Below are 13,811 nucleotides of genomic sequence, written 5' to 3' on the forward strand. Positions count from 1 at the left end.
CTCTTCCTGCAGCTCTCTGCGGCCTCAGTCGTCTTCGCCGTCGCCGAAGTCGGGGCGGACCCCGCGGGCGGCCATGACCTCGTCGTTGGAGGTGCCTGCGGCGACCATGGGCCACACCTGGGCGTCCTCGTGGACGATGAAGTCGATCACGACCGGGCGGTCGTTGATCGCGTTCGCCTCCGCGATGACCTTGTCCAGGTCCTCGGGGCGCTCGCAGCGCATCGCGACGCAGCCCATGGCCTCGGACAGCTTCACGAAGTCCGGGATACGGGTGCCCGCGCTCGGCTGCTTTCCGTCCGCCTCCGGGCCGGAGTGCAGGACGGTGTTGGAGTAGCGCTGGTTGTAGAACAGGGTCTGCCACTGGCGGACCATGCCGAGGGCGCCGTTGTTGATGATGGCGACCTTGATCGGGATGTTGTTCAGGGCGCAGGTGACCAGTTCCTGGTTGGTCATCTGGAAGCAGCCGTCGCCGTCGATGGCCCAGACCGTACGGTCCGGCGCGCCGGCCTTGGCGCCCATGGCGGCGGGCACGGCGTACCCCATGGTTCCGGCGCCACCGGAGTTCAGCCAGGTGGCGGGCTGCTCGTAGTCGATGAAGTGCGCGGCCCACATCTGGTGCTGGCCGACACCGGCCGCGAAGATCGTCCCCGCGGGGGCGAGCTGGCCGATGCGCTGGATGACCTGCTGCGGGGCGAGGGAGCCGTCCTCGGGCTGGTCGTAGCCGAGCGGGTAGGTCTCGCGCCAGCGGTTGAGGTCCTTCCACCAGGCGGTGTAGTCGCCGGTGTTGCCCTCGGTGTGCTCGGCCTGGACGGCCTGGACCAGGTCGGCGATGACCTCGCGGGCGTCACCGACGATCGGCACGTCGGCGGCGCGGTTCTTGCCGATCTCCGCCGGGTCGATGTCCGCGTGGATGATCTTGGCGTACGGGGCGAAGCTGTCCAGCTTGCCGGTGACGCGGTCGTCGAAGCGGGCGCCGAGGGCCACGATCAGGTCGGCCTTCTGCAGGGCGGTGACGGCGGTGACCGCACCGTGCATGCCCGGCATGCCGACGTGCAGGGGGTGGCTGTCGGGGAAGGCGCCGAGCGCCATCAGCGTGGTGGTGACCGGGGCGCCCGTCAGCTCGGCGAGCACCTTCAGCTCGGCGGTGGCGCCGGCCTTCAGGACGCCGCCGCCGACGTACAGGACGGGCCGCTTGGCCTGGGTGATCAGCTTGGCGGCCTCGCGGATCTGCTTGGCGTGCGGCTTGGTCACCGGACGGTAGCCGGGCAGGTCCTGCTGGGGCGGCCAGCTGAACGTGGTGCGCGCCTGGAGGGCGTCCTTGGCGATGTCGACCAGGACCGGGCCGGGGCGGCCGGTGGAGGCGATGTGGAACGCCTCGGCGATCGTCCTCGGGATGTCCTCGGCCTTGGTGACCAGGAAGTTGTGCTTGGTGATCGGCATGGTGATGCCGCAGATGTCCGCCTCCTGGAAGGCGTCGGTGCCGATCGCCTTGGACGCGACCTGGCCGGTGATGGCGACGAGCGGCACGGAGTCCATGTGCGCGTCGGCGATCGGGGTGACCAGGTTGGTGGCGCCGGGGCCCGATGTGGCCATGCAGACACCGACCTTGCCGGTGGCCTGCGCGTAGCCGGTCGCGGCGTGGCCCGCGCCCTGCTCGTGGCGGACGAGGACGTGGCGGACGCGCTGGGAGTCCATCATCGGGTCGTACGCGGGGAGGATGGCGCCGCCGGGGATGCCGAACACCGTCTCGGCTCCGACTTCCTCGAGAGAGCGAATGAGGGACTGGGCGCCCGTGACGTGCTCAACGGTGGCGGACTGTCCGCCGGTACGGGGCCGCGGCTGCGGGTGGTGGGCCCCGGTGGCCTGCTCGGTCATCGGCATTCTCTTCTCGAAGCTGAGGGTGTACGGCGTTGTGGTGTGGCGGGTGTGACAAGTGCCAGTGCAACAAAAAACCCCTCGTGCCGTGAGGCAAGCGAGGGGAGCGCGCCGGTGTGGGTCTGCAGGGCCATGACGTGACCGTGCTTCAGCCGACGCGCTTTCCAAGTACGAGAATTCGGGTGCGCATGGCACTGACCCTCCCCCCGGCGCCGGGTCAGTGTCAAGTGGGTGGGACGGGCGTCTCACCATGTGAGCGCATGGGGGGCAGGGACCGGCCACTGAGCACCGAAAGGGCGACTCCGCCGGGAACCGGGAAATCGCCCCTGACCAGGGCGCGCCGCAGCCGGTACTCGTCCAGGGGCCCGGAGAACGCCATGCCCTGGGCGTGCGTGCACCCCATGGCGCGCAGGGCGAGAACCTGTTCCGGTACGTCCACGCCGTCGGCCACGGAGCGCATGCCCAGATCGCAGGCGATCCGCAGGAGGCCACTGGTGATCTTGTGCAGCCGGGCGGACTCCACGACGCCCTCGACCAGGCCCCGGTCGAGCTTGAGGACGTCGAGCGGCAGCCGGCGCAGCGCGTTGATGGCGGCGTAGCCGCTGCCGAAGCCGTCGAGGGCGATCCGGACACCGAGCCTGCGCAGGGCCACCAGGCGCTGTTCCAGGTCGTCGAAGGAGATCCGCGGGTCGCTGTCGGCCAGCTCGATGATCAGCGCGCCGGACGGCAGCCCGTGCCGGGTGAGGAGGGCCTCGACGGTGGCCAGGGGCATGGACCTGTCGAGGAGCCTGCGGGCCGGGACCCGGACCGATACGGGGACGTCATGGCCGATGCGGGCGCGTTCGGCGGCCTGCCTGACGGCCTCCTCCAGCATCCAGCGCCCCAGCTCCGCGGTGCGGTCGCCGTCGTCGGCGACCCGCATGAACTCGGCCGGGGTGAACAGGATGCCCTGACTGGAGCGCCAGCGTGCCTGTGCGGCGACGGCGCTGATCCGGCCGGTGGTCAGGTCCACCACCGGCTGATGGAGGAGGGCGAACTCGCCGTCGTGGAGCGCGGTGCGCAGCCGCCCGGCCAGCTCCGTACGGCGGACGACGTCGGCCTGCATCTGCGGGGCGTACAGCTCGACGCGGTTCTTGCCGCCGGCCTTGGCGCGGTACATGGCGAGGTCGGCGTTGCGCAGGAGGTCGCCGGCGCCGATGCCGGGCTCGGCGAAGGCGACGCCGATGGAGGCGGCGACCCGGACCTCGTTCCCCTCGACGCGGTACGGCTGGGAGAGCGTGAGCCGCAGCCGGTCGGCGATCTCGTGCACCTGAAACTCGCGGGCCGCCCTGTCGTGGCCGCCGTCGCCGAGGATCAGCGCGGCGAACTCGTCGCCGCCGAGCCGTGCGGCGGTGTCCCCGGCCCGTACGGAGTCCTGGAGGCGGTGGGCGGCCTGGATGAGCAGTTCGTCGCCCGCCTGGTGGCCGAGGCGGTCGTTGACGGCCTTGAAGCCGTCGAGGTCGATGAAGAGGACGGCGGCGCCGGAGTCGCCCGCCCTGCGGCCGCTGAGCGCCTGGCGGACCCTGCGGGTGAACAGGGCCCGGTTGGGAAGGTCGGTGAGCGGATCGTGCTCGGCGTTGTGCTGCAGCTGGGCCTGGAGGCGGACCCGCTCGGTGACGTCCCGGCTGTTGAAGATCAGTCCGCCCTGGTGGCGGTTGACCGTGGACTCCACGTTGAGCCAGTCGCCGGTGCCGGACTTGAAGCGGCACTCGATCCTGGTCGTGGGCTCCTCCGACGGAGGAGCGGCCAGGAACCGCCGCACCTCGTGGACGACGCCGCCGAGGTCGTCGGGGTGGATGAGGCCGGCCAGCTCGGAGCCGATCAGCTCGTCGGCGTCCCGCCCGTACACACCGGAGGCGGCGGGGCTGACGTAGCGCAGCACCCCGTTGGGCGCGGCGATCATGATGACATCGCTGGAGCTCTGCACGAGCGACCTGAAGTGGTTCTCCTTCTGGGCCAGCTCGTGGGTGAGGGCGATGTTGTCGAGGAGCATGATCCCCTGCCGTACGACCAGGGCGAGCACGACCGTACAGCCGGTGAAGACGACGACGCGGTCCACTCGGCGGCCCTCGATGACGTTGTACAGGATGCCGAGGGTGCAGACCGCCGCCGCCAGGTAGGGGGTCAGGGCGGCGAGCGATCCGGCGATGGGGCGGCTGGCGGGCCGCGTGCCGCGTTGGGGCTGCACGGCGGCCTCGATGAAGCGGCGCGCGCCCCAGGGGGCGTACGCCAGGAGGAGCGACCCGGCGAACCAGCCCGCGTCCAGCAGCTGTCCCGAGCGGTAGTTGTCGCGGAGCAGCGGCGAGGTGAACAGGGCGTCGCACAGCACGGTCAGGGCGAGTGCGGCGATCGCGGTGTGCACGGCGGAGCGGTTGCCCTGGGTGCGCCGGAAGTGCAGCGCGAGGACCATGCTGACGAGCACGATGTCGAGCAGCGGGTAGGCCAGTGCAAGGGCGGCCCTGGCGACGCTCTCGCCCTGGAAGTGCGCGGTGTGCGCGAGGGCGAGGCTCCAGGAGAGGGTGAGCAGCGAGCCGCCGATGAGCCAGGCGTCGAGGCCGAGGCAGACCCAGCCGGCCCGGGTGACGGGGCGCTTGGCGAGGACGAGCAGTCCGACGATCGCGGGCGGCGCGAACAGCAGGAAGAACAGGTCGGCGAGGGAGGGGCTCGGCACATGCCGGTCGAGGACGACCTCGTACCAGCCCCAGACCGCGTTCCCGGCCGCCGCCATCGTGGAGGAGAAGGCGAACAGCAGCCAGGCCGGCCGGAAGCGGCTGCCGTCCGCGCGCGCGTACAGGAAGCAGGAGACGGCGGCGGCGAGTGCGGCGGCGCTGAGCCCGAAGTCACCCATGATCAGCGCGAGTTCCTCGGAGCCCCAGCCGACGAGTGCGCCGGCGGCGTACGCCGCGCAGATCCCGGCCAGGAGGAGCTGGCCGCGCAGTCCGCCGGCCCCGCCGCGCCGGCCGGGCCCCGGGCCGCCGGTGACGGGACCACGCTCGATGATCATGCCCTGGGCGCTCATCGGAAGACCTCCGCGGGCGCCTCGGCGGGCCGGGCGTACGGCCTCGGCGACGCGGAGGCGGTCCGGCCGGACGGCCTCGGACGCGGCCGCGTCGCGGAGCGGGGTCGCAGCCGGTGTTCCTGTCGCCGCCACCGCTCCCGCCGCGTCCGGCTGTTGACCCGTCGACCGCGCATCGCCCGTCGCCCCCCTCGGATTCTGATCGGCAATCACGTCGCTCCCCCGCGCCGCCCTCGTGCCCGGCGCGTCCCCCAGGTCGGGACGATACACCAGGATCGTCACTCAGGGACAGGGGTCTTATACGCTCCGTGACGATCAAGATGGTAATAGACACGCAGTGCAGGCATATCGCTCCGAAGCGTGGTCAGCCGGTGGTGAGGACGATGTTCCGCAGCGGTTCACCGGCGGCGAACCGGGTCACCTGGTCGGCCATGAGCCGCTTCGCACGCGGCATGAAGGCCGAGGTCGAGCCGCCCACATGGGGGGTGATCAGCACGCCGGGCGCGTGCCACAGGGGGTGGCCCGGCGGCAGCGGCTCCGGGTCGGTGACGTCCAGCGCCGCCCTGATCCGCCCGTTCTCCACCTCGGCGACGAGCGCCTTGGTGTCCACGACGGGTCCGCGCGCGACGTTCACGAGCAGGGCGCCGTCCTTCATCCGGGACAGGAACTCGGCGTCGACGAGGTGCTGGGTGTCGGCGGTGAGGGGCGTGGACAGGACGACGACATCGGCGTCCGGCAGGAGGTGGGGCAGATCCGCGAGCGCCCGCACGGGTCCGCGCTCGGTGGTACGCGAGGAGCGTGCGACGCGTGTGACCCGCGCGCACTCGAAAGGCGCGAGCCGGTCCTCGATGGCCGCGCCGATCGATCCGTACCCCACGATCAGCACGGACCTGTCGGCGAGCGCGGGGTAGAAGCCGGCCCGCCACTCCTCCCTGTCCTGCCCGCGGACGAAGCCGGGGATGTCCCGCAGCGACGCCAGGATCAGCGCGAGCGTGAGCTCGGCCGTACTGGCCTCGTGGACGCCCCGGGCGTTGCACAGCGCCACACCGGGCGCCACGTCACCGAGGCCGGGGGTCACGTGGTCGATGCCGGCCGACAGGGTCTGCACCACCCGCAGCGAGCGCATCGCGGCCAGCGGCCGGATCGCGATCTCCATGCCCTTCATGTACGGGACGACGTAGAAGGCGCAATCGGCGGGGTCGGCGGGGAAGTCGTCGCCGCCGTCCCAGAAGCGGTAAGCGAGGCCGGCCGCGGCGGGCTCGGGAAGCCCGTCGATCTCCTCGGCCGGAACGGGGAGCCACACGTCTGCAGTCATGGCAGGAGGCTATGCGAAGGGGCCGGGTCGCCATTGGTTAGTTTGGGGAGCGGCACGAGGAGGGGTACGGGGAGTTGGAGCGCAGGACAATCGGGGCGACGGCGCTCGAAGTGGGGGCGATCGGCCTCGGATGTATGCCGATGAACTGGGCCTACAGCGCCTCGCGGCAGCGCGGCGACCGCTCGCTGCGCGCCGTGCACGCCGCGCTCGACGCCGGGGTCACGCTGCTGGACACGGCGGACATGTACGGGCCGTTCACCAACGAGCTGCTGCTGGGGCGGGTGTTGAGGGAGCGGCGGGCGGAGGCGTTCGTCTCCACGAAGTGCGGGCTGCTCGTCGGCGAGGGCCACATCGTCGCCAACGGGCGCCCCGGGTATGTGCGCAGGGCGTGCGACGCGTCGCTGCGGAGGCTCCAGACCGATGTGATCGACCTGTACCAGCTGCACAGGGCCGACCCCGAGGTGCCCGTCGAGGAGACGTGGGGCGCCATGGCGGACCTGGTGACCGCGGGCAAGGTGCGGGCGCTGGGGTTGTGCGCCGTGGGCGCGCGGGCTTCACGCCGGGGCGCGGGTCTGTTCGACGGAACGATCCGCCAACTGGAGCGGGTCCAGCAGGTCTTCCCGGTGAGCGCCGTCCAGGCGGAGCTGTCCGTATGGTCGCCGGAGGCGCTGCGGACGCTGCTGCCCTGGTGCGAGTCGCGGGGCGTGGGGTTCCTGGCGGCGATGCCGCTCGGGAACGGCTTCCTGACCGGGACGCTGACGCCGGGCGGCGGATTCGAACCGGAGGACCTGCGGGCGCGGCACCCCCGGTTCACGGCCGAGATGATGGCCGCGAACCAGCCGCTGGTCGCGGGACTGCGCCGGGTCGCCGAGCGCCACGGCGGCGCGGCGGCCGGGGTGACCCCGGCGCAGGTCGCCCTGGCGTGGGTGCTGCGCCGGGGCCGGCACGTGGTGCCCGTGCCGGGCACGAAGCAGGAGCGGTGGGCCGTCGAGAACGCCCGCGCGGCGGAGCTGGCGCTGACGCGGGCGGACCTCGCGGAGATCGCGTCGCTGCCCCCGGCCCGTGGCTCGTGGGACTGAGGGGGCGCCCCCGGGGCCCCCTTCCCGCTCCCGGCGGGCTCGCGCTCCCGCCCGGACGGCGGGACACCGCCTAGGGTGGGCGGAGCTCACACCCGTCGGGGAAGGGATCCGGACCGTGCAACGTCCTGCTGTGACCGCCGTGTTGGCCGCTGCCGCGCTGGTGCTGGCGACCGGGTGTACGTCGGACGGGGGCGGCCCGCCGCAGGGTGGGCGCAGCGCCACGCCGTCCGGGACGTCCGGGACGTCCGCTCCCGCGACGCGCGCGGCCTCGCCGTCCGCCCCGCCCGCCAAGGGCTCCGTACGCGTGATGGCCACGCTCACGGACGGGCTCAAGTCGCCGTGGGGCCTGGCCGCGCTGCCCGACGGGGACCTGCTGGTCTCCTCCCGTGACGAGGGCACCATCACGCGTGTCGACGCCGACAGCGGCGAGCAGACCGTGATCGGTTCGGTGCCCGGGGTCGCGCCGCGCGGTGAGGGCGGTCTGATGGGCTTGGCGGTCTCCCCGAAGTTCGCCTCCGACCGTCTGGTGTACGCGTACTTCACCACCGAGTCCGACAACCGCATCGCCCGGATGCTGTACGACGAGAAGAAGCCGGCCGGGCAGCAGCTGGGTGCGCCCGACACGATCCTGCGGGGCATTCCCAAGGGCTTCGTCCACAACGGGGGCCGTATCGCGTTCGGCCCGGACGGCATGCTCTACGCGGGCACCGGGGAGACCGGCGACACCGGTCTGTCGCAGGACAAGGAGTCGCTGGGCGGCAAGATCCTGCGGATGACGCCGGACGGCCGGCCGGTGCACGGCAATCCGTCGGCGGACTCCGTCGTCTACTCGTACGGGCACCGCAATGTGCAGGGCCTCGCCTGGGACCCGGAGAAGCGGCTGTGGGCGTCGGAGTTCGGGCAGAACACCTGGGACGAGCTCAATCTGATCGAGCCGGGCAAGAACTACGGCTGGCCGGAGGTGGAGGGCAGGGGCGGGCGCTCCGGGTTCGTCGACCCCGTGGCGCAGTGGCGGACGGCCGAGTCGTCACCGAGCGGGATCGCCTTCGCGCAGGGGTCCGTGTGGATGGCGTCACTGAGGGGCGAGCGGCTGTGGCGCGTCCCGTTGGCCGGGACGGAAACTTCGGCGGAACCCCAGGCGTTCCTGGAAGGGAAGCACGGACGGCTGCGCACCGTGCTGGCGGCGGGCGGGAACAGGCTGTGGCTCGTCACCAGCGAGACCGACACCCGGGGCACCCCGGAGTCCGGCGACGACAAGATCCTCCAGCTGGAGGTGGAGTGAGGGCGGTATCCCGTGTTCAACATGATGGAAGAGCTCTTCGCGCCGGGCCGCAAGCACACCGACGACGAGCTCCGGCGGCTGGAGCTGACGCGCGAGGACCTCGGTGACAACGACCCCGCGCGCGGACCGATAGACCTGGCCTCGGGAAAGGTCACCATACGGCCGGAACACCCCCGGGAGCCATGACGCCCGCCGGCCCGCGAGCACGTCCGGTCCGAGCCCGGAACGGGCGCGGCCCCGGCCGGGGGCCGAGTGGGCGCGCGGTCGGCGGCGCGGACGGGTGGTGCGGGCAGGCGCGGCGCGGACGGGTGGTGCGGGCAGGCGCGGCGCGGACGGGTGGTGCGGGCAGGCGCGGGCAGGCGGCGGGCGCGGCGCGGGCGGCGGCGCATGACGGGCCCGGTGGGGGTCTCAGCGGTGGTCGTTCCGGCGGGCGCGCCACTCCGGGGCCAGGACGGACCAGACCTCCATGTCATGGCGTACGCCCCGGTAGAGGTAGCTCTCCCGCAGGACGCCGTCCCTGGTCATGCCGAGCCGCTCGGCGACCTTGAGGCTCGCGGTGTTGCCTGCGGCCGCCAGCCATTCGATCCGGTGGATGCCCCGTTCGTCCACCGCCCAGTCGATGACGGCGCGGGCGGCGCGGGTGACCAGGCCCCGGCCGACGGCCGATGGCTCCAGCCAGCAGCCCGCCTCGGCCGTGCCCTGGGCGACGTCCATGGTACGGAACAGGACGCCGCCGACGAGCCGGCCGTCGACCCGGATGCCGTAGAGACGGCCGGTGTCGGAGGCGGCCTTCTCGGCGTACGCCTGGAGGAAGGCGCGGGCCGACGCCAGGTCCGGGGCCACCGCGGCCAGCGCGATGTACTGCCCGATGAAGTCCCGGCCCCGGTCGAGGTGGGCGAGGTACTCCTCGGCGTGCCAGGGCTCCAGCGGGCCGAGTTCGGCGCCGTCGTCCCCCAGGGACTTCGTGAACATGGTGGTCTCCCCCTCCGCCGGTGCGGCGGCTACGGCACGAGCTCTCCGTCCTCGCTCGCGCGGTCCCGGGGGATCTTCCCACGGGCCGGTTCCCGGCACTCGGGGGGCTCGATGCTGATGCGGGGCAGCAGCCGGTCGAGGGAGCGGGGCAGCCACCAGTTGGCGCCGCCGAGCATGTGCATCAGCGCGGGCACGAGCAGCGTGCGGAGCACGAACGCGTCGAGTGCCACGGCGGCGGCGAGCCCGATGCCGAACATCGCGATCACCCGGTCGCCGGAGAGCACGAACGCCAGGAAGACGGCGATCATGATGACGGCGGCGGAGTTGATGACACGGCTGGTCTCGGCGAGGCCCACCCGTACGGCCCGGCGGTTGTCGCCGGTCTCCAGCCACTCCTCGTACATGCGGCTCACCAGGAACACCTGGTAGTCCATGGAGAGGCCGAAGAGCACCGAAACGGCGATCACCGGCAGGAACGGTTCGATGGGGCCCGCCCGGCCGAGGCCGAGCAGTTCGCTCCCCCAGCCCCACTGGAAGATCGCGACGACGATCCCGAACGCGGACGCGACGGCGGCGACGTTCATGAGCGCGGCCTTCAGCGGGATGCCGATGGACCGGAACGCGAGCAGGAGCAGCAGGCAGCCCAGGGCGATGACGACGCCGACGAAGAGCGGGAGCTTGCCGATGATGACCTGGGCGAAGTCGTCGTACGCGGCTGTGACGCCGCCGACGTGCACGTCCAGCGACGTGCCGTGCTCGGCCGCCGGGAGGACCTGGTCGCGCAGCCGGTCGACCAGCTCGCTGGTCTCCTGCGACTGGGGCGCGGAGTCCGGGACGACGCTGACGACGGCCGTGTTGCCGCTGCCGCTGTACATGACGGGGCCGACCGACTCGACGCCGGCGGTGGCGCGCAGCTGCGCGGGGAGTTCGTTCATGGCGAGCCGGTCGTCGGCGCCGTCGAGCTGGGCGACCAGGGTGAGCGGCCCGTTGACGCCGGGGCCGAAGCCGTCGGCGAGCAGGTCGTACGCCTGTCGGGTGGTCGTCGTGGCCGGGTCGTTGCCCTGGTCGGATGTGCCGAGGCGGAGCGACAGCGTGGGCAGGGCCAGCAGCAGCATGACGACGGCGGCGACCGCGCCGAGCTTCTTGGGGTGGCGCTCCACGAACGCGGACCAGCGGGCGGCGAAGCCGGTGGGCAGCTCCGGCTCCGGGCCGTGGTCGGCGAGGCGGCGGCGTTCGCGGCGCGACAGGGCCCGCATCCCGATGAAGGACAGCAGCGCGGGCAGGAGGGTCACGGACGCGGCGACGGTGAGGACGACGGTCAGCGACGCCGCTATGGCGACACCGTTGAGGAAGCTGAGCCGGAGGATGAGCATGCCGAGCAGGGCGATGCAGACCGTCGCTCCGGCGAAGACGACGGCACGTCCGGTGGTGGCCACGGCGTTCCGCGCGGCTTCGGCGACGGGGAGACCCGCCTTGAGGCCCTTGCGGTGGCGCGTGACGATGAACAGGGCGTAGTCGATGCCGACGCCGAGCCCGATGAGCATGCCGAGCATGGGGGCGAAGTCGGCGACGGTCATGGCATGGCCGAGGAGCACGATGCCCGAGTAGGCGGTGCCGACGCCGACGAGCGCGGTGGCGATCGGCAGGAGGCTCGCGGCGAACGAGCCGAACGCGATGAAGAGCACGAGAGCGGCGACGACCACACCGACGATCTCGGCGATATGGCCTCCACCGCTCGCGGTGAGCGCGGCGACCCCGCCGCCGATCTCCACCCGGAGGGTGTCGTCGGCCGCGGAGCGTGCCGTGTCGACGAGGGCCTGTGCCTGCTCCGGCGGGATGTCGGAGCCCTGCTGGTCGAAGGTGACGGTGGCGTACGCGGTACGCCCGTCCTCGCTGATCCGCCCCTGGTCGCCGCTGTCGGAGCGGGTGGCCGCCGACCGGGCCGCCGCCTCGGCGGCCTCGGCGGCTCCGGCCGCCTGGTCGGAGTCCTGACCGGCGCCACGCGGGGTCACCTCGGCGATGTCGCCGCCGCTGTACGGGCCGGTGACGGCGGCGACGCCGGGCAGCTCACCGACCTTGTCGAGCATCGCCGACACGCGCTGCTGGACGTCGGCCGCGCGGACGCTGCCGCGTTCCGTGTGCCAGACGATGGTGCCGCTCTCGCCGCCCTGGCCGGGGAACGCCTCCTGGAGCACGGAGGTGGCGCGGCCCGACTCGGTGCCCGGGACCTCGTAGTCGTTGGAGTACGCGGAACCGGCGAATCCGGCCGCTGCCGACACTCCGCCGAGGGCGAGGAACCAGAGCACGACGGCGACGAGGCGGTGGGTGACACACCACCGGGCGAGTGCTGCCAACGGGTTGCTCCCTGGAGTGGTTCGTGGATCTTCATCGGGAACTGCCCCGACAGAACACATGACCTATATGCGGCTACTTTGGCAGCCAAAAGTGATCGTTTGCCCCTTTCGTGGGCTTACTCACAGGCCCGGATGGCGGTGTGCGGCAGCCCGGGACCTCCGTCCCCGGACCGGCGTACCGTCCGGCGCGCCATCGCGCGCACAACGGCTCTGTCCCGCCGCGCCGGTCCGTGTCCCGCCGCCGCCGGGGCTCTGTCCGGCACCCCGGCCCCGTACGGCGAGGGCGGCGCACCGGTCGTCCGGTGCGCCGCCCTCGTGGACGTACGGAAGGGGCCGCGTATGGCCCGGGGCTCAGCCCTCGCTGACGCCCAGCCTCTCCAGGATCAGCTCGCGCACGCGCGCCGCGTCCGCCTGGCCCCGGGTGGCCTTCATGACCGCGCCCACCAGGGCGCCGGCCGCGGCCACCTTGCCACCGCGGATCTTGTCCGCGATCGCGGCGTTGGCGGCGATGGCCTCGTCGACCGCCGTGCCGAGCGCGCCCTCGTCGGAGACGACCTTCAGGCCGCGCTTCTCGACGACGGTGTCGGGGTCGCCCTCACCCGCGAGGACGCCCTCGATGACCTGGCGGGCCAGCTTGTCGTTGAGGTCGCCGGAGGTGACGAGCTCGGTGACCCGGGCGACCTGCGCCGGGGTGATCGGCAGCTCGTCCAGGGCCTTGCCGGACTCGTTGGCGTGCCGGGACAGCTCGCCCATCCACCACTTGCGGGCCTGGTCGGCCGGGGCGCCCGCGTCGATCGTCGCGATGATCGGGCTGATCGCGCCGGCGTTGAGGATGGACTGCATGTCGTGCTCGGAGACGCCCCACTCCTCGCGCAGCCGGTTGCGGCGCACGCGGGGCAGCTCGGGCAGCTCGGCGCGCAGCTTCTCGACCCACTCGCGGGACGGGGCGACCGGTACGAGGTCGGGCTCCGGGAAGTACCGGTAGTCCTCGGCCTCCTCCTTCACCCGCCCCGACGTGGTGGAGCCGTCGTCCTCGTGGAAGTGGCGCGTCTCCTGGATGATCGTGCCGCCGCCGATGAGGACGGCGGCGTGCCGCTGCACCTCATAGCGGACGGCCCGCTCGACCGACCGCAGCGAGTTGACGTTCTTCGTCTCGCTGCGGGTGCCGAACTTCTCCCTGCCGATGGGGCGCAGCGACAGGTTCACGTCGCAGCGCATCTGGCCCATCTCCATGCGGGCCTCGGACACGCCGAGCGCCCGGATGAGCTCGCGCAGCTCGGCGACGTACGCCTTGGCGACCTCGGGAGCGCGCTCGCCCGCGCCGACGATCGGCTTGGTGACGATCTCGATCAGCGGGATGCCGGCCCGGTTGTAGTCCAGGAGCGAGTGCGAGGCGCCGTGGATACGGCCGGTGGCACCGCCGACGTGGGTGGACTTGCCGGTGTCCTCCTCCATGTGGGCGCGCTCGATCTCCACGCGGAAGACCTCGCCGTCCTCCAGCTGGACGTCCAGGTAGCCGTTGAAGGCGATCGGCTCGTCGTACTGGGAGGTCTGGAAGTTCTTCGGCATGTCCGGATAGAAGTAGTTCTTCCGGGCGAAGCGGCACCATTCGGCGATCTCGCAGTTGAGGGCGAGACCGATCCGGATGGCGGATTCGACGCCGGTCGCGTTGACGACCGGCAGCGCGCCGGGCATGCCGAGGCACACGGGGCAGGTCTGGGAGTTCGGATCGGCGCCCAGCTCGGTGGAGCAGCCGCAGAACATCTTGGTCTTGGTGCCGAGCTCGACGTGCACTTCGAGTCCCATGACGGGATCGAAGGTGGCGAGGGCGTCCTCGTACGACACCAGGTCAGTCGTGACGGTCACGGTGAAACTTTCC

9 protein-coding genes are annotated in these 13,811 nt (G+C 72.3%); 3 read left to right on the plus strand and 6 right to left on the minus strand.

The genetic code is table 11. The features are described 5' to 3' along the window. Window positions 1-24: 24 nt before the first annotated feature. The 3 genes from ACGF5U_RS06840 to ACGF5U_RS06850 all read right to left on the minus strand — a co-directional run bounded on the left by ACGF5U_RS06840 (window position 25) and on the right by ACGF5U_RS06850 (window position 6,245). Window positions 25-1,881: an acetolactate synthase large subunit gene (locus tag ACGF5U_RS06840; RefSeq protein WP_392710906.1), complete on the minus strand. Its 1,857-nt coding sequence runs from the start codon at window positions 1,879-1,881 to the stop codon at window positions 25-27. Between the two features lie 217 nt (window positions 1,882-2,098). Continuing rightward, window positions 2,099-4,933: a putative bifunctional diguanylate cyclase/phosphodiesterase gene (locus ACGF5U_RS06845; RefSeq protein WP_392710907.1), complete on the minus strand. Its 2,835-nt coding sequence runs from the start codon at window positions 4,931-4,933 to the stop codon at window positions 2,099-2,101. 361 nt (window positions 4,934-5,294) lie between these two features. Beyond that, window positions 5,295-6,245 carry a 2-hydroxyacid dehydrogenase gene (locus ACGF5U_RS06850; protein WP_392710909.1) on the minus strand — a complete coding sequence of 317 codons (951 nt, stop codon included), beginning with the start codon at window positions 6,243-6,245 and terminating at the stop codon, window positions 5,295-5,297. 74 nt (window positions 6,246-6,319) lie between these two features. Between ACGF5U_RS06850 and ACGF5U_RS06855 the strand changes: the two genes are divergently transcribed. The 3 genes from ACGF5U_RS06855 (at window position 6,320) to ACGF5U_RS06865 (ending at window position 8,792) form a co-directional block, all read left to right on the plus strand. After that, window positions 6,320-7,324: an aldo/keto reductase gene (locus ACGF5U_RS06855; protein WP_392710910.1), complete on the plus strand. Its 1,005-nt coding sequence runs from the start codon at window positions 6,320-6,322 to the stop codon at window positions 7,322-7,324. 130 nt (window positions 7,325-7,454) lie between these two features. Continuing rightward, window positions 7,455-8,606: a PQQ-dependent sugar dehydrogenase gene (locus ACGF5U_RS06860; protein ID WP_392710912.1), complete on the plus strand. Its 1,152-nt coding sequence runs from the start codon at window positions 7,455-7,457 to the stop codon at window positions 8,604-8,606. Window positions 8,607-8,618: 12 nt separating this feature from the next. Beyond that, window positions 8,619-8,792 (plus strand): DUF6191 domain-containing protein, encoded by a 174-nt coding sequence (locus ACGF5U_RS06865; RefSeq protein ID WP_392710913.1) that lies wholly within the window; start codon window positions 8,619-8,621, stop codon window positions 8,790-8,792. A 222-nt stretch (window positions 8,793-9,014) separates the two neighbouring features. Here ACGF5U_RS06865 and ACGF5U_RS06870 read toward each other — a convergent pair whose 3' ends face one another. The 3 genes from ACGF5U_RS06870 to gatB form a co-directional block, all read right to left on the minus strand. Further along, a complete protein-coding gene (locus ACGF5U_RS06870) occupies window positions 9,015-9,578 on the minus strand; it encodes a GNAT family N-acetyltransferase (protein WP_392710915.1) in 564 nt (187 codons plus the stop codon). Between the two features lie 29 nt (window positions 9,579-9,607). Beyond that, window positions 9,608-11,932 carry an MMPL family transporter gene (locus tag ACGF5U_RS06875; RefSeq protein ID WP_392710917.1) on the minus strand — a complete coding sequence of 775 codons (2,325 nt, stop codon included), beginning with the start codon at window positions 11,930-11,932 and terminating at the stop codon, window positions 9,608-9,610. A gap of 351 nt (window positions 11,933-12,283) precedes the next feature. Continuing rightward, on the minus strand, window positions 12,284-13,798 hold the full coding sequence (gatB, locus tag ACGF5U_RS06880; RefSeq protein WP_392710919.1) for an Asp-tRNA(Asn)/Glu-tRNA(Gln) amidotransferase subunit GatB: 1,515 nt from the start codon (window positions 13,796-13,798) through the stop codon (window positions 12,284-12,286). Window positions 13,799-13,811: the final 13 nt, after the last annotated feature.

Origin of the sequence: Streptomyces sp. NPDC047886, from assembly GCF_043204435.1 — a bacterium.
GTDB lineage: Bacteria > Actinomycetota > Actinomycetes > Streptomycetales > Streptomycetaceae > Streptomyces.

Bases quoted from the DNA above. Each gene is read 5' to 3' on its own strand.
- ACGF5U_RS06870 (WP_392710915.1), bottom strand. From the start codon at position 9,578: ATGTTCACGAAGTCCCTGGGGGACGACGGCGCCGAACTCGGCCCGCTG.
- ACGF5U_RS06850 (WP_392710909.1), bottom strand. From the start codon at position 6,245: ATGACTGCAGACGTGTGGCTCCCCGTTCCGGCCGAGGAGATCGACGGG.
- ACGF5U_RS06840 (WP_392710906.1), bottom strand. From the start codon at position 1,881: ATGCCGATGACCGAGCAGGCCACCGGGGCCCACCACCCGCAGCCGCGG.
- ACGF5U_RS06845 (WP_392710907.1), bottom strand. From the start codon at position 4,933: ATGAGCGCCCAGGGCATGATCATCGAGCGTGGTCCCGTCACCGGCGGC.